The 20,370-nt window shown below is 42.6% G+C and carries 18 protein-coding genes and 1 riboswitch; of the genes, 1 reads left to right on the top strand and 17 read right to left on the bottom strand.

Annotated features, from left to right (window positions below; all coding sequences use genetic code 11):
- Positions 1-32: 32 nt before the first annotated feature.
- From cmk to dnaE, 13 genes are all read right to left on the bottom strand, one after another.
- Positions 33-716 (bottom strand): (d)CMP kinase, encoded by a 684-nt coding sequence (gene cmk / locus HZL42_RS04170; RefSeq protein WP_219054415.1) that lies wholly within the window; start codon positions 714-716, stop codon positions 33-35.
- 23 nt (positions 717-739) lie between these two features.
- Entirely contained in the window at positions 740-1,303 is a 564-nt protein-coding gene (locus HZL42_RS04165; protein ID WP_219054414.1) for an SAG1386/EF1546 family surface-associated protein, read from the bottom strand.
- Between the two features lie 52 nt (positions 1,304-1,355).
- Positions 1,356-2,807 (bottom strand): ATP-dependent DNA helicase RecQ, encoded by a 1,452-nt coding sequence (locus HZL42_RS04160; RefSeq protein ID WP_219054413.1) that lies wholly within the window; start codon positions 2,805-2,807, stop codon positions 1,356-1,358.
- Entirely contained in the window at positions 2,800-3,825 is a 1,026-nt protein-coding gene (locus HZL42_RS04155; RefSeq protein ID WP_219054412.1) for a helix-turn-helix domain-containing protein, read from the bottom strand. Before HZL42_RS04155 ends, HZL42_RS04160 begins: the two co-directional genes overlap by 8 nt.
- A gap of 38 nt (positions 3,826-3,863) precedes the next feature.
- Positions 3,864-4,436: an ECF transporter S component gene (locus HZL42_RS04150; protein ID WP_219054411.1), complete on the bottom strand. Its 573-nt coding sequence runs from the start codon at positions 4,434-4,436 to the stop codon at positions 3,864-3,866.
- 80 nt (positions 4,437-4,516) lie between these two features.
- A riboswitch (FMN riboswitch) is annotated at positions 4,517-4,636 on the bottom strand.
- Positions 4,637-4,692: 56 nt separating this feature from the next.
- A complete protein-coding gene (locus HZL42_RS04145; RefSeq protein ID WP_219054410.1) occupies positions 4,693-5,421 on the bottom strand; it encodes a pseudouridine synthase in 729 nt (242 codons plus the stop codon).
- A gap of 2 nt (positions 5,422-5,423) precedes the next feature.
- Positions 5,424-5,954, bottom strand: a complete 531-nt coding sequence (gene scpB / locus HZL42_RS04140; protein WP_219054409.1) for an SMC-Scp complex subunit ScpB — start codon at positions 5,952-5,954, stop codon at positions 5,424-5,426.
- On the bottom strand, positions 5,944-6,681 hold the full coding sequence (locus tag HZL42_RS04135; RefSeq protein WP_219054408.1) for a ScpA family protein: 738 nt from the start codon (positions 6,679-6,681) through the stop codon (positions 5,944-5,946). Before HZL42_RS04135 ends, scpB begins: the two co-directional genes overlap by 11 nt.
- Positions 6,674-7,027 carry a reductase gene (locus HZL42_RS04130; protein WP_219054407.1) on the bottom strand — a complete coding sequence of 118 codons (354 nt, stop codon included), beginning with the start codon at positions 7,025-7,027 and terminating at the stop codon, positions 6,674-6,676. Before HZL42_RS04130 ends, HZL42_RS04135 begins: the two co-directional genes overlap by 8 nt.
- Positions 7,028-7,056: 29 nt before the next feature.
- The gene (gene xerD, locus HZL42_RS04125) at positions 7,057-7,944 is read right to left on the bottom strand and encodes a site-specific tyrosine recombinase XerD (protein WP_219054406.1); all 888 of its coding nucleotides are present in this window, start codon (positions 7,942-7,944) and stop codon (positions 7,057-7,059) included.
- Between the two features lie 4 nt (positions 7,945-7,948).
- Positions 7,949-8,833 carry a S1 RNA-binding domain-containing protein gene (locus HZL42_RS04120; RefSeq protein WP_219054405.1) on the bottom strand — a complete coding sequence of 295 codons (885 nt, stop codon included), beginning with the start codon at positions 8,831-8,833 and terminating at the stop codon, positions 7,949-7,951.
- A gap of 169 nt (positions 8,834-9,002) precedes the next feature.
- Entirely contained in the window at positions 9,003-10,760 is a 1,758-nt protein-coding gene (pyk, locus tag HZL42_RS04115) for a pyruvate kinase (protein WP_219054404.1), read from the bottom strand.
- A gap of 153 nt (positions 10,761-10,913) precedes the next feature.
- On the bottom strand, positions 10,914-14,288 hold the full coding sequence (gene dnaE, locus HZL42_RS04110; RefSeq protein ID WP_219054403.1) for a DNA polymerase III subunit alpha: 3,375 nt from the start codon (positions 14,286-14,288) through the stop codon (positions 10,914-10,916).
- 125 nt (positions 14,289-14,413) lie between these two features.
- Here dnaE and HZL42_RS04105 point away from each other — a divergent pair, with 125 nt between their 5' ends.
- Positions 14,414-14,599 (top strand): DUF2929 family protein, encoded by a 186-nt coding sequence (locus HZL42_RS04105; protein WP_219054402.1) that lies wholly within the window; start codon positions 14,414-14,416, stop codon positions 14,597-14,599.
- A 45-nt stretch (positions 14,600-14,644) separates the two neighbouring features.
- On the opposite strand, the gene HZL42_RS04100 is transcribed toward HZL42_RS04105, so the two are convergent.
- From HZL42_RS04100 to HZL42_RS04085, 4 genes are all read right to left on the bottom strand, one after another.
- Positions 14,645-17,239: an ATP-dependent Clp protease ATP-binding subunit gene (locus tag HZL42_RS04100; RefSeq protein WP_219054401.1), complete on the bottom strand. Its 2,595-nt coding sequence runs from the start codon at positions 17,237-17,239 to the stop codon at positions 14,645-14,647.
- Positions 17,240-17,356: 117 nt separating this feature from the next.
- Positions 17,357-18,598: a peptidase T gene (gene pepT / locus HZL42_RS04095; RefSeq protein WP_219054400.1), complete on the bottom strand. Its 1,242-nt coding sequence runs from the start codon at positions 18,596-18,598 to the stop codon at positions 17,357-17,359.
- Positions 18,599-18,615: 17 nt separating this feature from the next.
- Positions 18,616-19,416, bottom strand: a complete 801-nt coding sequence (locus HZL42_RS04090) for a Nif3-like dinuclear metal center hexameric protein (RefSeq protein ID WP_219054399.1) — start codon at positions 19,414-19,416, stop codon at positions 18,616-18,618.
- Complete coding sequence (locus tag HZL42_RS04085; protein WP_219054398.1) at positions 19,403-20,110, bottom strand: tRNA (adenine(22)-N(1))-methyltransferase TrmK; 708 nt, start codon at positions 20,108-20,110, stop codon at positions 19,403-19,405. The genes HZL42_RS04090 and HZL42_RS04085 overlap by 14 nt, the downstream gene beginning before the upstream one ends.
- Between the last annotated feature and the right edge of the window lie 260 nt (positions 20,111-20,370).

Genomic DNA, 20,370 nt, shown 5'->3' with positions numbered 1-20,370 from the left:
GTTTAACCTACTTTTTCGATAATTGCTAGTAATTAGTTATTATTAAGTTTATTTTTCATTAATTTACTAATTTCGTCAACCACATCTTGGATTGACATCTTAGTAGTATTAATTTCAATTGCATCTGCAGCCTTGACTAACGGGGAAACTTTCCGGTGTGAATCCTTATAGTCTCTAGTTTCGATTTCGGCTTCTAATTCCTTTAATGGCGTATGAATTCCCTTTTCAGCATTATCTTTAAACCGGCGTTGCGCCCGTTCACTAACGCTGGCCACCAAGAAAATTTTCACGTCCGCATCGACTAAGACGGTCGTTCCAATATCCCGACCATCCATAACGACCCCACCGTTTTTAGCAATCGCCCGTTGTTGATCAACTAAGTTCTTGCGCACCCCCGGCAATGCAGCTACCGTTGAAACGGAGTTCGTGACCCGTTCTGAACGAATCTCGTTGGTAACGTCTTGATGATCTAAAAACACCAATTGATGGGGCTGGCCCGGCTTAAAATCAATGGCGGTATCATTCAATAGGGCCACGATCTTCGGTTCATCATCAAGGGCGATTCCCGCTTGAATTACCTTTAAGGTAATCGAACGATACATCGCTCCAGTATCACAGTAAATGTATCCAAATTGTTTTGCAATTAACTTAGCAACAGTACTCTTTCCAGCGGAAGCCGGCCCGTCAATTGCAACCTGTAGCTTTTTTTCACTCAATGAAATCAATTCCCCAATCAATATTATTTAACCCGTAGTTTTTGTCCCGGATGAATTTGTGAAGCACTAGTTAATCCGTTCAACTGTAGCAATTGTTGTTCTGAAATCCCAGCATTAGTAGCAACCCGGTAGAGTCCTTGACCAGCTTGGACGGTAACGTAATCGCCACTCTCACTGCTAGCAGAGCTGCTCTCTTTTTTACTACTTTCGGATGATTTCTTAGCCATACTACTGGATTCTGAACTGCTCTTAGCACTGGCGCTTTTGGAACTTGCCGCACTGCTGTGTTTCTTGCTAGTGCTATCCTTTTTAGCTGATTTTTCCTTACTGGTACTAATCGATTGAACCTTAGTACTAGCAACGCTAGAGCTATCTCCATTTCCAGTTCCGCTAGTGCTCTTCATTACTCCAAATAGCAATGCAATTGCTGCAATTAAAATAATTGCGCTAATTAAAATAATTGAGATTAGGCTATTACTTTTGTTTTGTTTTCGCAACTTAGTGCGAGATAAGTTCCCCTCGTCATCAGTAACATCGTCAAATGTTTGATTCCAGGGTTCTTTATCATTTTCATTTTTATCCTTCATAGCGACCTCCTCTAAAATAATCATTTATTATTGTAACATTTACTTATTCATTTTAATCATCATTTTTAAATAATTTTTTGATAACTCTTCGCCAGTCCAAATTAGGCTCCGAATTTGGTTCCACAACCGTATTCATAAGCCCCAATCCTTCAATTGGCAGGGCCGGTGTGTGCAAGTTACAACACCGCTTGGTATGTGGCGGCGCAGTTTGATCAAAATACTCCAATAACACCTTTCTACGGCACTGTTTTGCATGCACATAGTTCATCATCGTAGCGATATTGCTCCGCTGTTGCTGAACCCGTAAGCTAAAAATCCGATTAACCTGGTCAGCAGAATAAGCATGCCGCCAATAAAAACTTAAAATGCGAATTTGATCGTCTTGATCAGCTAATTTAGCCATTTCTTGGGGATTCCGGAAGAATGCATTGACAATCGATTCATCTGGGATGTTATTCACCGTTAGATGAGCTGGTAACGATTCGTCTCCATCTTGATACAATAAAACCGCAATACTTTGCTTTCCATCCCGTCCGGCACGGCCAATCTCTTGCATGTAGGCTTCCAAATCGGCTGGCAGGTGGTAGTGAATCACAAAGCGAATATTATTCTTGTCAATTCCCATCCCAAAGGCACTAGTAGCGCAGATGATGTCCAGTTGGTCGTTCATGAACTGGTGTTGGATTTTAAACCGTTCTTCATCCGAAAGCCCAGAATGGTAGGCCGCAACCCGTAATCCGGTTTTTTCCATGAGCCACAGCGCCATTTGATTCGCCCGCTTGCGACTTAAAAAGTACACTACTCCCGGTGCAACGATCGTATTAACCAACCTTAAGAGCGCCGCTTGCTTATCTTTATCATCCGACACTGTAGTTACCGCTAGGTAAATGTTAGGACGGTCAATCGATTCTACCACCCGTGTGACCGGCTGCGTTAGGCCTAATTTAGCAATAATATCCGCCTGAATTTTGCGCGAAGCAGTTGCGGTTAGCATTAACGTTAAAGGAGGACCTAGCTGGTCTAAAACCCCCTTTAGATTTAAGTATTCGGGGCGAAAATCGGGCCCCCACTGCGATAAACAATGAGCCTCATCAATCACTACCAATCCAGGATGAATCGCTCGAACCTGGTTCAACACCTCCGAATTAGCCAACATCTCAGGGGAAATATAGATATACTGGTAGTTCCCCAGGTGGGCCAGAGCCACTTGCTTTTGTTGCCAATCAAGCATTGAATTAATTGCAACGACCCGTTTTACCCCAAGGTATTGTAGCCTCGCCACTTGATCTTGCATCAACGATAGCAGGGGCGAAACAATTAAAATCGGGGCGCGTTGAATCAAACCAAACATTTGATAGATTAACGTTTTTCCCGCTCCGGTGGGCAATACCGCAAGCGTATTGTGATTATTGATCAATGACTGCAACACCGCTAATTGCCCTGGGCGAAAGGATGTAAACCCGAAGTGTTGCTTTAAAATTGCCACTAGCTTCTGCTCATTCATCAACATGACTCCTTAAAATTTGATACATTCGAAAATAAAAATAATCGAAGTTGCTGAACTGGTTCTTAATCGTACTAAATTGCCAATCATCAATGTTGCCATGGTAAGTTGACTCAAGGTACTGCCAGATGGAATGATCAAACTGCCTTTGAAAGTAAGCATTTGTTCGCGGAATTAAAATCGCAACCTCTAGTAGATGCTCCCTTACGGTTGACAGTTTAATTCGCCTAGCTCGGGCAATCCAATCGATTTGGGGCCGATTTAAAAACATCTGATAGGTTTGCTGGGCACTATTGCTAACCAACGAGCGTTGGGTACCATTCAATAGGCTTACTAAGCTAGGATAATCATTCTGATGAATAGTTATAAATTTCACCAAGCAGCTAAATAATTGCCATTCATCAACTAATCGTGGTGCCACCGGCGACTTAAATTTAGCTGCCTGTTGAAAAATGGTCATTCCAGTAGTGGAGTGACCGTTTAAAATGGTGCTAAATTGATATGCTAATTGGTCGGACATCCCCGATAAAAAGGCATTTAACAGCGATGTTAGTTCATTGACCAAGGCCTTGGATTTAAAATGATGAAACCACTGCTTAATGAACTGATCTTCACGGTCATTGATCAACATCGGGTAATAGTGTGAATTCTGGTAACTAAATTCAGAGACAATTTGAACCGCCAATAAAAACCGGCTTCTAAACTGCCGCAGGTTAAACCGTGCATTCATTTTGACTCCCTCATGATAATCAAATTGATGGAAAGCTTTATGTACCCAGGCGGCTCCAGCAGCCGTTAGTAAGTAGTGACTAGCATCTGACTGAACAACCAACCCAGCGTTAATTAGGCGTTTTAACTCACCCGTTGTGGTATTAGAATCAAGCTTCGGAAGCAAGCCCATAAAATCATTAATTCCATAACGCATCCCCCAAAACAATGTCGAAACCGTCCGTCGCTGAGTGAGGGTGTTTTCAATCACCCGAATGCGCCGTGGCTGTTTCGCACTTAGAAAAAACATTATCAAATCATAATTCATCAAAAGCTTCCTCTCAAAGATTATTTATGTGAACTGATCCATTTGGATAGGCGACCCTGAACCAACACGAACAACGTCCCAATCACAATCCCCTTAATCAAATTAAACGGAATCACTTGAATTAAGATGTACTTCGCCATGTCCGGAATCTTAAAACCGATTAAATTTGCATATAGTGGCGTGATTACCAACCAGTTCAACACTGATAGAACAACCACTAGGCTAATCGTTTCAATCGCCACCGTGGCAATACTACCCGTTAACCGGCTGCGGTTCTTAAATCCTCTTTGGGTCCAAACAATTGAAAATAACATCACGATCGATGCTGATAGTGAAGCGATGATTCCAATTAAACTGGCAATCGAAGCTCCACCAGTGACCCAATACAAGAGCGATTTAATTACCGCAATGATAACTCCACCAGCAGGGCCAAATAATAATGTCCCAATTAAAATTGGGATATCACCAAAGTCTAACTTAAAGAACGCAAACATCGGAATCGTCGGGAAAAACATTAAGATGTATGATAATGCCGCCAACAATGACATCTGGACCAACTGAACAACGCTAAATTTCTTCTTATTTGTTTCCATAAAAAAAAGCCCCTTAGTTAGGCCATCTTCACTGGATTAAAAAATCCCAAAAGAACCGTTTCCAAAAACGGTCTTTAAAAAGCAATCTTCTTCATACCAGACTATACTGTCGGCCTTGGAATTTCACCAAATCAACTATCAAGAGATAGGTAGCGGGCTATACCGCCGGTTGGGAATTGAACCCTGCCCTGAAGATAAACCAAAAATTTATTTACATGTCTATTTTACATAATTTAATTCGGAAAAGTCAAATAAATTACTTTTCCGTCATTTCACGAAGGCGATCCACTTCCACCTTCTTTAGGGGTCTGTACTCCCCAGGTTTTAAATTCCCTAACGTCAAAAAGCCGTATTGAACCCGACTTAATTTTTTAACCGGGTTGCCAATTGCTTCGAACATTTTTTTAACTTCATGGTTCCGGCCTTCGTGAATCGTCAATTGAATGACTGCGTTTTTCACCTGGTAACCATTAGCAGCTTCTAATACCTTTGTCTTAGCAGGAGCAGTCTTCTTACCATCAATCACCACTCCTAAACGAAGACGTTTTAATCCCTCGTTAGTAGGCATCCCGGTCACCTTAGCAACGTAGACCTTATTAATTTCATACTTGGGGTGGGTTAATCGATTATCTAAATCCCCATCGTTAGTCATTAGTAATAGTCCGGCTGTATCATAATCCAGCCGTCCCACCGGATAAATCCGTTCACTGATTTCTGGGAAGTAGTCCATCACGGTTTTCCGATTTTTATCGTCACTAACCGTTGAGACCACCTGGCGCGGCTTATAAAGCAAGTAGTAAACGGGTTGTTCCCGACTGATTGGGACCTCATCGACCTTAACTTCATCGCTACTTTTCACCTTAGTTCCCAGTTCGGTTACGACCTTGCCGTTCACTTTGACCCGCCCCGCTTGAATGATGGCCTCAGACTTCCGGCGGGATGCCACCCCTGCCTTTGCCATTATCTTCTGTAATCGTTCTGCCATTTTTAGTCTCCTTTACTATCCGTGTCTAAATCCATCGGTGGTAAATCCGTCAGGCTATTTAAGCCAAACAGGTTTAAAAATAATTCGGTAGTCTGGTATAAAACCGGACTGCCTGGGACGTTTTTCTTCCCCGCACTTTCAACCAACCCCTGTTTCACCAACTTTTGAATGATAGCTGAACTATTGACCCCACGAATTTCATCAACTTCGATTCTAGTTACCGGTTGGTTATAAGCAATGATCGTCAATCCTTCCAAACTGGCCTGGGTCAACCCATTATGATCATCATTCGCATATAGTTTCTTCAAATCCGTATTTAACGCCGGTTTAGTCGTGAGTTGATAGCGGTGGTCATAACTAATGATTTGCAGCGCGGATTCAGCATCGCTTTGGTACTTAAAAATCAGGGCTTGAATCAACGATTGAACCTCTTTGGTGGTCAGATCTAAAACCGTACTGATTTGTTCAACTGAGATCCCGGTATCCCCGGTAACGTAAATCAGGGCTTCGACCCGGGCTAAATTACTGTTCATCATAATCACCTAACCGTTTCAAAATCACCCCGTTAGAATTGGTCTCTTGCACCATCGCTTGGTGTTGCTTTACCATTTCTAAAAGCGCTAGAAAGGTCGTGATCAACGCCTCTAAATTAGCCTGCTGATTGAAAATGTCGCTCAGCGCTAGTTGCTTAGCATGGTCGAGGCGGTCCAGTAACCATTCCGTTTGTTCCGCTACTGAATACTGCCACTCATTAACCGTAACGGAATCATCAAACTCAATCTGGCGGTTACGGACGATTTTTTGAAAGGCATTGGTCAGCAATTCCGTGTCCAACGGGGCGCTGGTGTCAATTAGCCCGTTTGCGTAGTTGGGAATCAATTCAGCTCGCGAATGGAGTTTCGCACGGTCGACGTAGCGCCGTTTTAAATCCCCCGCGTGTTGCTTATACACCTGGTATACGATTAGTTGGTTGACCAATTCGTTTCGGGGATCAACGTCTTCGTCGTCGGGATCGACAACGGTTGGTAACAATAACTTCGACTTAATTGCCATTAAGTTAGATGCCATTACAAAGTACTCCCCCACCAAGTCGATATTGAGCGCCTTCATTTGATCTAAATAGTCAACGTATTGTTTCGTAATCGCCTCAATTTGAATGTCGTAAATGCTCATTTTGGACTGCTTGATCAGATGCAATAACAACTCTAAGGGCCCGTCAAATTGATTAACATGGACTGCAAAAGCTCCTTGATCACTCATCTTTAGATTGCTCCCAAGCTTCACAGACCTTGGCAGTTTCTAGTGAACCAACAATCTTTTTATCTAAATAAATCTTTTCTAACTCGTTTAACATCTTAAAACAATTATCCATTGTAAATAATTCTGGAACCAACACTAACCTTCTAATCAAGAGGTTTTGCTCCTTATCCTCCACCCCTAATAATCCAGACCAATTATCGTTTTGATCCTTCCACAGGTAAAAATTACGCGTATCAGAATCAGCATACCAGTCCATTTCTTCGGTAATTCGGTCCATCTTATTCATATTGGGGGTTAATGATAATAAATCGTAAACAATTTTTTGATAATCATCTTTGTATTTCAATAACATTTTAATAAATCCTCTTTACTAAATTACTTTCTAGGGTGGTATTTATCGTAGACCGCACTTAGGTGGCGGTGCGAAATGTGGGTATAAAACTGGGTCGTAGCAATATCCGAATGGCCTAATAGCTCCTGGATAATTCGCAAGTCCGCCCCGTTTTCCAAAATATGGGTCGCAAATGAATGCCGCAGCGTATGCGGGGTAACGTTTTTCTGAATATCAGTCTGGGCAACGTAATGCTTAATCTTTTGCCAGATACTTTGGCGGCTCATCCCACCACCACGGGCATTTAAAAATAGGTGGTTAGAACGATGATTGCCCAGCAATCGGGGCCGACTAAGCTGTAAATAACGTTGAATCCATTCAATCGCAACCGTGCCAATCGGGATAATCCGTTCCTTATCCCCCTTCCCAATCGTTTGGATTAACTGCATGTCTAAGTGCAAATCGGATAGCTTTAAACCAATTAACTCACTAACCCGCAGCCCAGTGGCATACATCACCTCTAGGATGGTCCGATCCCGCAACCCAATCTTAGTGGTTGGATCTGGTTGCATTAATAGCTGATTAATTTCTTGTTCGGTCAGCACCGCTGGTAAATGATGGTCCGGTTTGGGAAGGTCAATTTTTAGCATTGGATTCGTATCAACATAGTGAAACTGCATTAAAAACAGGTAGAACTCCCGCATTGCAGAGATAAACCGGGTAATTGAACTCTTCGCCTTGCCAGCAGCCTTCAGTTGAGCCATGTATTGCAAAATCACTTGTTGATCAACACGTTGCCAATCGGAAATCCCCAACTGCTTTAAAAACGCAACGAATTCAACAATATCTTGTTTATAGCTAGTAATGCTATTATTAGCTAACCCGCGTTCTACTAACATGTAACGAACGTATTCATTTACTAATTGATCCATTTGATCACTCCACGTCCTTACTAATTCCCTTTTCAGTCAGCTTTAAGAACTGGTCATCTTCAGTTACTAGCCGTTGTTTTAAGAGGGCTCCCACGGCGCGTTTAAACTGCCCCTTACTGATGCCAAAGAACTTTTTAATGTCCTTCGGATCGCTCTTATCGGTGTATGGTAACTGTCCTGATTCATCGTGCTTCAAAACGGCAAATATCATGGCAGCATCTCCACTAATGGCCTCGTAGGCCCTGGGTTTTAATGAAAGGTTCAATGTCCCATCGGGATGCACCCCAATGACCCGTCCTGAAACGTGTTGGCCTAGTCTGGGTTCCACTTCCCGTTCGTTCGGGTGGACAAAGCCTAGGTGGTAATCATCAGTAATTACCTTTGTTCCCGCTAATTTATCACGATAAACGGTTGCTTGAACGTTCTTGTTCATCATTTTATTATTGGCCGGCTTAGCAATTGCGTTAAAAATTTCTTCATCGGCTAGTTGACCCCAAATCCGACCCTTCTTATCCACCTTGAGGGCAATCATTAAGTGGTCCCCAACGCTAGGCCAAATCGACCGAATCGTTGGTAAATCATCTAATGAAACTGCAACATCCTTATTAGGTAATCCAATATTTACAAAAATTCCTAAGTCGTGTTTAAAACCAACCACTTCACCAAAGGCATAGTGATCAATTTGTGTCTTTGGAGCGGTTCTAGTAATTTGCATTTTATGGGCTTCATTTTCGTAGGTAAAGCCCTTAAAATTACTTCCTAACTTAAGTGGTTTTTGAATTTCTTTTTTATCTAGTTGGAAAGTTGCGCCTTCAATTTGAACAAAATAAAAATGATCATTTTCGTCCGTAACTTTTCCTGCAGCAATCTTACCAATAATTTGATCCATAATGATCCTCACTTCACTTTTTAACGTTATCTAATGAATTATACACTTTTTAACTCAGCATTTCACTTTAATTATAATCGTTATTGGCCTTAATGGTCAAAAGAAGCCACTAAAAAAGTCCGTCCCGGCAAAAACCAGAACAGACTTTTAATTTAAGATGATTTAATCATTAAATGGAGCTTGAAGCACCATGGTAAACGATTCCCCGACGAGCATCAACAGTAATTAATTCACCGTCAGAAATCTTTTCAGTGGCGTTACCAGCACCAACAATTACAGGAATTCCCATTGAAATTCCAACAACTGCGGCGTGTGAAGTTAATCCACCGTTTTCAACAACGATTGCGCTAGCCTTGTTAATTGCTGGCATGTAATCCTTGTTAGTGTTCTTAGCAACTAAGACACCACCATCAGTAGCCTTGCTGTTTGCTTCATCAGCATTGTTAGCAACAAAAGCCTTTCCAATAACAGTCTTGTCACCGACACCTTGACCTTGAGTTAACTTGGATCCAATTAATTGAACCTTCATTAAGTTAGTCGTACCACGGTCACCAACTGGAACTCCAGCAGTGATTAAGATCAAGTCGCCTTCCTTAGCTAAACCAGTTTCAACAGCCTTGTTAGCTGCTAAGTCAAACATTGCATCAGTACTTGATGGTTGTTCAACTACGATTGGGTGAACACCCCAGTTAACAGTTAAACCACGACGAGTCCGGTCGTCGAAAGTTAATGCAAGGATGTTAGCATCTGGATGGTACTTTGAAATCATCCGAGCAGTGTAACCAGTTGAAGTAGTGGTTACAACGGTCTTGATTCCAAGGTCCTTAACCATTTGAGCAACGTTGTGGCCTAATGCTTCAGTAACATCACCGTTCTTGAAGTCAGGACGCTTGCGACCGTAAAGGTTAAATACGTTTTCAGCCTTAACGTCAATCTTGCTCATTGCTTGAACAGACTTAACTGGGTAGTCACCATTAGCACTTTCACCTGAAAGCATGGTAGCGTCAGTACCGTCCCAAACAGCGTTAGCAACGTCAGAAACTTCAGCCCGTGATGGACGTGGGTTTTCTTGCATTGAGTCTAACATTTGAGTAGCAGTGATAACTGGCTTACCCATTTCATTACATCTGTCAATTAAGTGCTTTTGAACCAAAGGAACGTTTTCGAATGGAATTTCAACGGCCATGTCACCACGGGCAATCATTAAACCATCAGAAACCTTCATGATATCTTCAAAGTTGTCGATACCTTCTTGTGATTCAATCTTAGGGAAGATTTGAACGTCTTCCATATTTTCTTCTTCGAGTAACTTACGGATGTCAAGAACATCTTCTGGCTTACGCACGAAGGAAGCAGCGATGAAGTTGATTCCGTGTTGACAACCAAAACGAATGTCACTAGTATCCTTGTCAGTAATACCAGGTAAGTTGATTGATACACCAGGTGCATCAACAGTCTTACGTGAACCTAATACGGCATTGTTTTGTGCAGTTACAACTAATTCTTTATTAGCTGCATCCTTTTCATCAACAACAGCATCCAAGATTCCATCATCAAATAAGACGTGGCCACCTTCGTGAACGTCGTCAAATAAACCAGGGTAAGTAACGGCAATCTTGTCCTTAGTTCCTTCAATAGAAGCATCCATTGAAATTCTAAATTGATCACCAGTATGGAAATCTAACTTGCCACCTTGTTGAACGGTAGTCCGAATTTCGGCACCCTTAGTGTCAAGCATAATTCCCATTGTCTTTCCAGTTTGCTTTTCAGCTTCGTGAACAGTGTTCATCCGACCAAGATGTTCTTCATGGTCACCATGTGAAAAGTTAAAACGGAAAACGTTAGCTCCAGCCTTCATTAACTTAATAATGGTATCTAGATCAGTACTAGCAGGACCTAATGTACTTACGATTTTAGTCTTCTTCATAAGTTAAACTCTCTCCTTTGATTTTGCGCAAATTAATCAACTAATTAAAAACTAGCGAACTAATTTCCACATATTGGATTACAAAGTAATTGTATCACTTTTAATGGTTAATGTCTGCTTTTAACATTGTTTTTTATCGGCCTTTGATTATTTTTAACGTTTTTGATAGACCACGTTTTGAGCCCCCAATAATTTTGCAAGGGTCGCACGGACTGCAGGGGCATCACTAATGGCACTCTGCCGATTCAAAAGTTGTTTAGTATCACGTTCAGCCCAGTATAACAGTACCCGGTAACCCCCTGGGTGAGATTGGATCAATTGATTGAGTTGGTTGAGCTGATTTTGATCACTATTAGCCGCCGTCAACTTTAAAAAGCAGATTCCCACTAACTTAGGTTGGGCCCGTAACCCGTTTTGCAGGTTGGCTGCCGCTTGAATCTGGTTAGCCACTAATTGAATTTTATTAGCACCGCGTTGTTCAACCTTTCCACTAATCATTAATACCCGTTTCGTCTGCAAGAGCGGCTGAATCCGTTTGTAGACGTTAGGGAACACGACGATATCCACGTCCCCAATTGGATCGCTTCCATCCACGAACGCCATTTGGTCGCCCTTCTTGGTCCGAATGGACTTAATCCGATTAATGTAGACCACCATATTGACTTGCTGATTAATTAATCCTGCCATTTCGTCAACACTGCGGGCGTTAAAAGCACCAATAACGTCATCAAATTGTTCGGTCGGATAACTAGAAAGATACACCCCGAGCGATTGTTGCTCATTTTCAAGTAGCGTGCTCAATTCAAACTCATCTTGATACTTCATCTTGGGTTGCAAAGATTTTAACAACTCAATTGAACCACCACTAAGGTTAATTGACTCTAAAAATTCTGGCAGCGAAGCAATCAGCTCCGAACGGTGAAATCCGAAGCAATCCAGTGCGCCAGAGTAAATAAGGGGGGTAATCACTTCGACCTTTCTGAACTTTGCATCAATTCTCAATAACAGGTTTTCCAAGCTCTTAAAGGGACCGGATTGCTTGCGATTAGCTAACAGATCGGTAATTAAGTCGCTGCGGACTCCCCGAATTGCAGCTAACCCAAAGACCAGGGTCTGATCTTGGAGTGTAAATTGGCGTAGACTCTTATTCACATCTGGGGCTAACACCTTAATTCCACGCCGCTTGGCTTCCAATAGGAACGTCCGCATCTTCTCACGATTCCCTAGTTCAGCATTAAAAATTGCAACGAAAAACTGGCGGGGATAGTGGGTTTTTAAATACGCTAATTGAAACGCCATCTTGCTATAGGCAACCGCATGGGACTTGTTAAACCCATAACTAGCGAAGCGGTCAATATAATCAAAAGTCGTCGTTGCCACCTGGGGTGAAAATCCCTTCTGCTTAGCCCCGGCAATAAACTTTACCCGCATTGAATCCATTACGGACTGCTTTTTCTTACTCATTGCCCGCCGTAAAACGTCTGATTGGCCAAGTGTGAAGCCCCCCATTACTGAAGCTACCTGCATTACCTGTTCTTGGTAGACAATAATGCCATAAGTGGGCGCAAGAATTGGTGCTAGGGCTGCATCAGGATATGAGACCTTTTGTTGGCCGTTCTTGCGGGCAATAAATTCATCAATGTTTTGCATTGGACCGGGACGATAGAGCGCATCAACGACGGCCACCAGATTAAAATCATCTGGATGAACGCGGCGTAAGACGGCCTTGATTCCATTAGACTCGAACTGGAAAATTCCGTTGGTGTCCCCCCGTTGAAACATTTGCAAGGTTTTAGGATCGTTAATGTTAATTTGATGGATGTTAAAATCTGGATCAACCGTTTTATGAACCCCATCAATAATGGCCGCCAGCAACGAAAGGTTCCGTAATCCCAAGAAATCAATCTTCAACAGCCCAACTTCTTCAGCATAGTTTTTCGAATACTGGGTCATTAATAAATGATCCTTCCCATTTTGCAGGGGCGTCATATTCACCAGGGGTTGGTTACTTAGGATGATTCCAGCAGCATGAGTTGAAAAATGACGGGGCAGTCCTTCTAACTTTAAAGCGGTCTCATAAATCAACTTACTTAACGAATCCGTATTAACAATGTTCCGGAGCCCCGGCGATTGATCGTAGGCAGCTGATAGTGAAACGTTGAGCCCATCCGGAATAGCCTTACTCCACTGGTTCGCCCGTTCGTTATTGACCCCAAAGGTCCGGTTAATATCACGGAGGGCCTGCTTAGCTCCCAACGTATCAAAGGTAATAATTTGGGCGACTCGGTCATGGCCATATTTATCATGAACGTATTGTAAGACCTCATCCCGCCGGTTATCTGGAATATCAAGGTCAATATCAGGCATTTGCGCCCGTTCCTCATTCAAGAACCGTTCGAACAAAAGGTCGTATGCAATCGGGTCCACGTCTGTGATTGCCAGAACGTAGGCAACGAGTGAACCGGCCGCAGAGCCCCGGCCAGGCCCGGTTGTAATCCCGACCGAATGGGCGTGGTTGATCACATCCCAAACAATCAAAAAGTAATCAGCAAACCCCATGTTCACGATTACTTTTAGTTCGGACTGCAACCGATTTTGGTAGCGCTCAACAGCATCTTCAGGGATGTGATTTTGCTCCAAGCGCTGCGTCAATCCCGCTGAACAAAGTTGGGTCAAGTATTCCGCTGATGTTTGCCCATCTGGCGTCTGATATTCAGGTAACTGGGTCGGATGTTTCTTAATTTCAACGTTACACTGGTCTGCAATATCGCCACTTGCCAACATGGAAGCAATCAAACCCTTTCGCTGATATTCTCTTTCCACCATTTCCAATGGCTTTAACCAATTCCGCCCCAGCTGGTTGCGCTTTGCTTCCGAAAAGTTAAGCTGCTTGCTCCCTTCAATTGAACTCAGCACCTGATTTGCAAAGTAGTCCTCCGAGTCAATGTATTCAACTGGATCGACTCCCACTAAAGTAAGGGCATGATTATCACTAAGGGTCCGAAATGCAGCGAGTGTTGATTGGTCAAAGCCAGGTGACACCGCGATTTTTAAATCAGCTGCGTCCACATACTTTAATAGTAATTTCATGTACTCGGCAGCCGTCGTTAAGTCATCAGGTAGTAACGGCCGCAATTCGCCATTCGTGGGCAAAATAACGAATAAATTTTTTAACCACGGCTGAATTTGATCAATGCTTAGCCGTTCATCAGTCCCTAAGGTTTGCTTAGCAGTTGCAATCCGCATTAGGTGATGGTAACCAACTTGATCCTTGGCTAATAAAACCATCGGAAAGTCAACCAACGGGTTCAAAACCCCCGCCATCGAAATGGTCATCCCAATGATGGGTTTAACACCAGCCGTTCGACAGGCATTATAAAATTCGACCGCTCCGTACATTACATTATTATCAGTCAACGATAACTGCTGATAACCCCGCTTTTGAGCCGTTTGAACAAGTTCCCGGATGGAAATAGTACTCTGTAATAAACTGTAACTACTAATTATTTGGAGTGGTGCAAATCCCATGGCAAACATCCTTTCTCTTCAACCATATTAATTGGCAGTCACCAAAATTTCAACAATTATCACTAGTTTTAAATTGTTTTTTTATCGATTTGTGATAAAATTCTAGTTAATGCGAGGTGGAAAATATGCGTACTGTAATTGCAAATCTTACTGTTATTTTCTGGGCATTCATTTTTGGGGATGTCCTCGGATACATTAATTCCGCATTATCAAGCGTTACTGTTAACTACGTTGGCGTAGGAGTCGTTGCCGCTATAGTTGCTTTAATTGCAGTCAATGGAATTAATTTACTATCAGATAAACAAATTTAATAAAATAAAAGCTGCTGGTCAAATTGGCCAGCAGCTTTTATTTTATTATTGTTCTGCAGTGGTGGTAAATCGCAACTGATCATTAGCTAAGTCAATTTGAACCCGACTGTGGGGTTTAATTTGATTTCCAATAATTTGCTTAGCAAGTGGGGTTTCAACCTGATTCGTAATAAATCTTTGTAATGGGCGAGCCCCATATTGTGGTTCGTAACCCTGCTTTGCAATCCATCGCTTAGCAGATTCGGTAATCGAGAGTTGAATTGATTGTTCTGCTAATCGTTTGGATAGTCCGTTAACAATCTTAACCACGATTTGTTCAACGTCCGCGAGTGATAATGGCGTGAACATAATTTCAGCATCAATTCGGTTCAAGAATTCTGGTCTAAAGCGACTCTTCAATAATTGTTGAACCTGTTGTTTAGCATCACTACTGATCTTGCCGTTTTCATCGGTACCGTTCAATAGGATGTCAGACCCTAAATTAGAGGTCATAATCAAAATTGTGTTCTTAAAATCAACCGTCCGGCCTTGACTATCGGTAAGCCGACCATCATCTAAGACCTGTAAGAGGATGTTGAAAACGTCTGGATGGGCCTTTTCAATTTCATCGAATAAAACGATCGTGTAGGGGTTTCTTCTAACCGCTTCGGTCAGTTGACCCCCTTCTTCATATCCTACATACCCGGGAGCCGCTCCCACTAATCTAGAAACGGATTCCTTTTCCATGTATTCAGACATGTCAATTCTGACCATGTGATCTTCGGAATCAAAAAGGTCTTCCGCTAACGCCTTTGCTAATTCGGTTTTCCCAACTCCGGTGGGGCCTAGGAACAAGAATGAACCTAGCGGCTTACTAGGATCCTGTAATCCCGCTCTAGAACGAATGACCGCATCGGCAACTGCATCGACAGCAGCGTCTTGACCAATGACCCGTTTGTGAAGGTTATCAGCCAGGTGTAATAACTTTTCTCGTTCTCCCTGCACTAATTTGTTCACTGGAATTCCAGTTTGCCGACTCAAAACATCCGCAATTTCGTTACTGGTAACTGATTCTTCGACCAACCAATCTTTGGAATGGTCTTCTGATTCCATTTGCTTTAATTCAGCTTCTAGCTTAGGAATCGTACCATTCTTTAATTCGGCACTCTTGTTATAATCGTAGTTACTTTCCGCTTGCTTTAGTTCATTCTTAGCTTGGTCTAACTGACGCTTCTTTTCCCCTAGTTTGTTAATGGAGTCCTTTTCACGTTGCCACCGGGCATTTAAGCCATTAACTTTTTCACGGGTGTTCTCAATTTGGGGCTTTAACTCGGCTAGGCGCTTTTTAGAAGCCTCGTCGGTTTCATTCTTAAGGGCCGCTAGTTCAACTTCTTCACGCATTAATTGCCGGTTGGATTGGTCCAATTCAGTTGGACTGGAGTTCATTTCAACTTCAATCGTGGATGAAGCTTCATCCACCAAGTCAATCGCCTTGTCAGGCAAGAACCGGTCGGTAATGTAGCGGTCTGATAACTTTGCAGCAGCTACTAACGCATTATCGTGAATTCTAACCCCATGGTGAATTTCAAGGCGTTCCTTAATGCCCCGCAGAATCGTAATCGTGTCCGCCACGCTAGGTTCCTTAACTAATACCCGTTGGAAACGCCGTTCTAGGGCCTTATCCTTTTCCATGTATTGACGATATTCATCTAGGGTCGTTGCCCCAATCAAGTGGAGTTCCCCCCGGGCTAACATTGGCTTTAAGATGTTTCCAGCATCCATGCTGCCCTCTGATTTACCGGCCCCCACGATGTTATGAATTTCATCAATGAACATGATGATTTGGCCTTCGGACTTCTTAACTTCTTTCAAGACCGCCTTAAGCCGTTCTTCGAACTGCCCCCGGTACTTAGCACCAGCAATCAGGGAACTCATGTCCAATTCAAACACGGTCTTATTCTTTAAGTTTTCAGGAACGTCATTAACCGCAATTCGCTTTGCTAAACCTTCCACGATTGCTGTTTTTCCGACCCCTGGGTCCCCAATTAAAATTGGGTTATTCTTGGTCATTCTAGAAAGAATTCTAATTACGTCTAAGATTTCACCATCCCGCCCAATAATTGGGCCTAGCTTTCCAGCTCTGGCTTCGGCAACCAAGTCAACTCCGTACTTCTTTAATGCTTGGAAATTATCTTCTTGGTCCTTCGATGTCACTTTTTCACCCCCACGAATTTTATCCACTTCGTTTTTAACATTTTGTTCCGTAATGCCTTGTTGTTTGAGGTAATCGGATAGCTTTTCGCCATTTAATTGCATTAACGCAATCGTAAGCGTATCAATCGCTACGTAGTCATCCCCCAACTCAGTTTTAACTTGATCTGCTTTTTGCAAGAGGTCGTATAGTTCACTGCTGACCCCCTGGCCATATTGAACATCGCCTTCGACAGTGGCAATTTGATCAATTTCAGTGTCAATTTCTTGTTCTAGTTTTTTAACATCCAACCCTAGGTCAGCATAGATTTGCCGGCCTAATTCGCCGGGTTGAATTAAAAATTTAAATAATTGGGGAATCCCAATTTGTTGTTGTTTTCTGGTAACGGTAATTTTTTGTGCCTGTGCCAATGCTTGTGACACGGCATCAGTTAAATTATCTGGATTCAAAATATCACTCGTTTCTGTCTGAAATAAAAATACTTATGAACCCGCCTTACGGGTTCATAAGTATCATATCAAAATTATTTTTAAATTTGAAATATTTTGACCAACCTTGACCAACTATTATTTAGTAACCAGTTGGGCAATTTCAATAATCACGTCAACAGCCTTATCCATTGTCTGTTCTGAAATATATTCAAATCGACCGTGCATGTTTTCGCCACCCGCAAATAGGTTCGGGGTCGGCAGCCCCATGAATGAAATCTTGGAGCCGTCAGTTCCCCCCCGCACTGGGAAAATTAATGGTTTGACCCCCTGATTATTCATTGCTTGCTTGGCAATATCCACTGCCGTCATATCCTTCTTCAATACGTCGGCCATGTTATAGTACTGGTCCTTAACGACTGCCGTTATCCGTGGGGTATCGAAACGCTCGTTAATTTTAGCAGCGATTTGTTCAAACAACTGCTTACGTTGTTCAAATTTTTCATGATCATGATCTCTAATGATGTAATCTAACGTTGCTGAGTCTGGGGTTCCATCCATTTTTTGGAGGAAGAAGAAGCCTTCCCGACCGTCAGTTAATTCGGGCCGGTCGTGGGCTGGTAAAGCATTGTTGAACTCGATTCCGAGTTGTAGTGCGTTCACCATTACGCCCTTTGCGGATCCCGGATGGACGTCGGTTCCAGAAATTTTGACCACGCCAGATGCCGCATTAAAGGTTTCGTACTGCAAATCTCCTAATTGACCACCGTCGACGGTATAAGCAATATCAGCTCCAAAGTCAGCAACGTCAAAGTGGTCAGCACCGGTTCCAATTTCTTCGTCCGGACCAAAACCCACTTCGATTTCACCGTGCTTAACTTCAGGATGGGCAATCAAAAATTCCATTGCGGTAATAATTTCACTGACTCCGGACTTATCATCAGCCCCTAGTAGCGTAGAGCCGTCGGTTGTAATTAACGTTTGCCCGGCGTACTTCTTTAAGCTACTAAACACCTTCGGGTCCAAAGTGTATTCACCCTTAGGATCTAACTTGATAACCGACTTTCCATCGTAATCTTCAATAATTTGGGGCCGGATATTTTCAGAATTAAAATCCGCCGTATCAACGTGTGAAATAAACCCAACCTTAGTGGTCGGGTGCTCTACATTCGATGGTAACGTTGCAAAGACATAACTACTCTGGTCGTTAGTACGAACGTTGCTCAATCCAATCTTTGTTAATTCGGCCTTTAGTTGGTTCAAGAAATCAACCTGATTGGTGGTCGATGGTGAAGTCGTAGCTTTCTCATCAGACCGGGTATTAAATTGAACGTATTTTAAAAATCGTGGTACCAGTGATGCATACTTATTTGATGCCATAATGATTCCTCCTAATATTAAATAAACGTATATGGATCGGTATTTACTTTTGATTCTAGCACTTCAATTGACCAGTCATTTTCGGTCGCCCAAGCGTTGAATAACTTCGCTAGTTTAGGAATGCAAATCTTTTCAATATTGTGGCCTGGATCAATTACGTTTAATCCAGCCGATAGCATATCGTGACCGGTATGGTAGTAGACATCTCCAGTGATGTACACCTGGGCGCCCTTAGTCTGGGCAACAGGAAAGAACTTCCCACCGTCACCCCCTAAGATGGCAACCCGTTGAACAACTTGGTCAGGTTGATTAGAAACCAACCGTAACCCATCAATATCAAAAATTTGCTTACACTTTTCAGCCAGCTCCATTACGGTAGTCGGTGCACTTAAGTCACCAATTCGACCCATGCTAAATGGATTTTCAGTGGTGCCCAAATCAACTAGCCCCACTGGATTTTGAATCCCAACTGCATCCGCTAACCAGTCATTCATTCCACCATCTGCATCGTCTAAATTGGTGTGTGCCGCATACACCGTAATATCATGCTTAATGATTTGCGCATACATTTCGTTTTGTGGAATCGTCAAATCCAGGTTCTTTGCCGGTCTAAACATTACCGGATGGTGTGCAAAGATAAAATCAACGTGGTTATCAATCGCCTCTACTACCACTTCAGGACGCACGTCCAAGGTTGTCATTACCCGATGGACGGGCCGGTTTAAGTCCCCAATCTGAAGTCCAATTGGGTCATGTTCGACTGCAATTTGTTTTGGTGCAAACTTTTCAAAACGCTCTACTAAATCAATTCCGCGCATTTTTTAAAACCCCCTGAATTTGTTCAATTTCAGCATTTAATCGTTGCATTCGTGCTACTGGTGGGACCTTTGCTGATTGCATCTGGTGAAGCGCTGACTGCAATCTGGTGATTTTATCGTTCCACTTTTCAACGAAAGCCGCATTTTGGTTATTGATCAAAAATGGACCAAACCGTAGTTCAACTGCTGAATAGTGAACCGGCTGGTCAGCCTTTACCGCATCAATCACCTCATAGATATGTTGATCTTCCTTTAAGATCTCTTCATGCATAATCTGGTAATGATTATCCACTAACCAACGCCGGACATCCTCTTCATCCACGTTGGGTTGTAAGATGAGCTCCGGAAAATGGGCTAATTTTGCCTTCCCCTGTTCCAAGATTTTAGCAATTAAGGCTCCGCCCATCCCAGCAATTGTAATTGTATCAATTTCATCGGTTGGTTTGATAGCCGCCAATCCATCAGCCAATCTAGGCATGATTTGATTGGATAGCCCCGCTAGTTTAATTTCATGTTCTGCATTGCTCAAAGGGCCCATTGCCACTTCACCAGCAATCGCAAACGATGCCTTTTCAACGCTTACTAGGTAGATTGGTAGGTACCCGTGATCAGAGCCAATATCTGCGACCCGGCGATTGTTTTTTACATACTTAGCAACGGTCTTTAACCGTTGTGATAAATTATTTCCGTCCAAGGTGTTTCCTCCGCTAAAGTTTATTTATACCCCTTAAATTATAGCAAACCCAAAAAAGAAGAACAAAAATGAATTCCAATCTAATATCATTTTTAAATTTGATTTGCCGTAAAGACCTGCTAGACTCATGCCATAAGCGCTAAATAACCATTAATACTAGTCTTATCCATCGTTTTATAATTATTTTGAAGGCGATAATTTAGTTCATAAAAAAGCACCTCATAATCATTAGACTGTATCTAATAACTATCAGGCACCTT

This window comes from Lactobacillus sp. Sy-1 (assembly GCF_019303535.1).
Taxonomy (GTDB): domain Bacteria; phylum Bacillota; class Bacilli; order Lactobacillales; family Lactobacillaceae; genus Nicoliella.
This window is presented reverse-complemented; position numbering and strand designations above follow the sequence as displayed.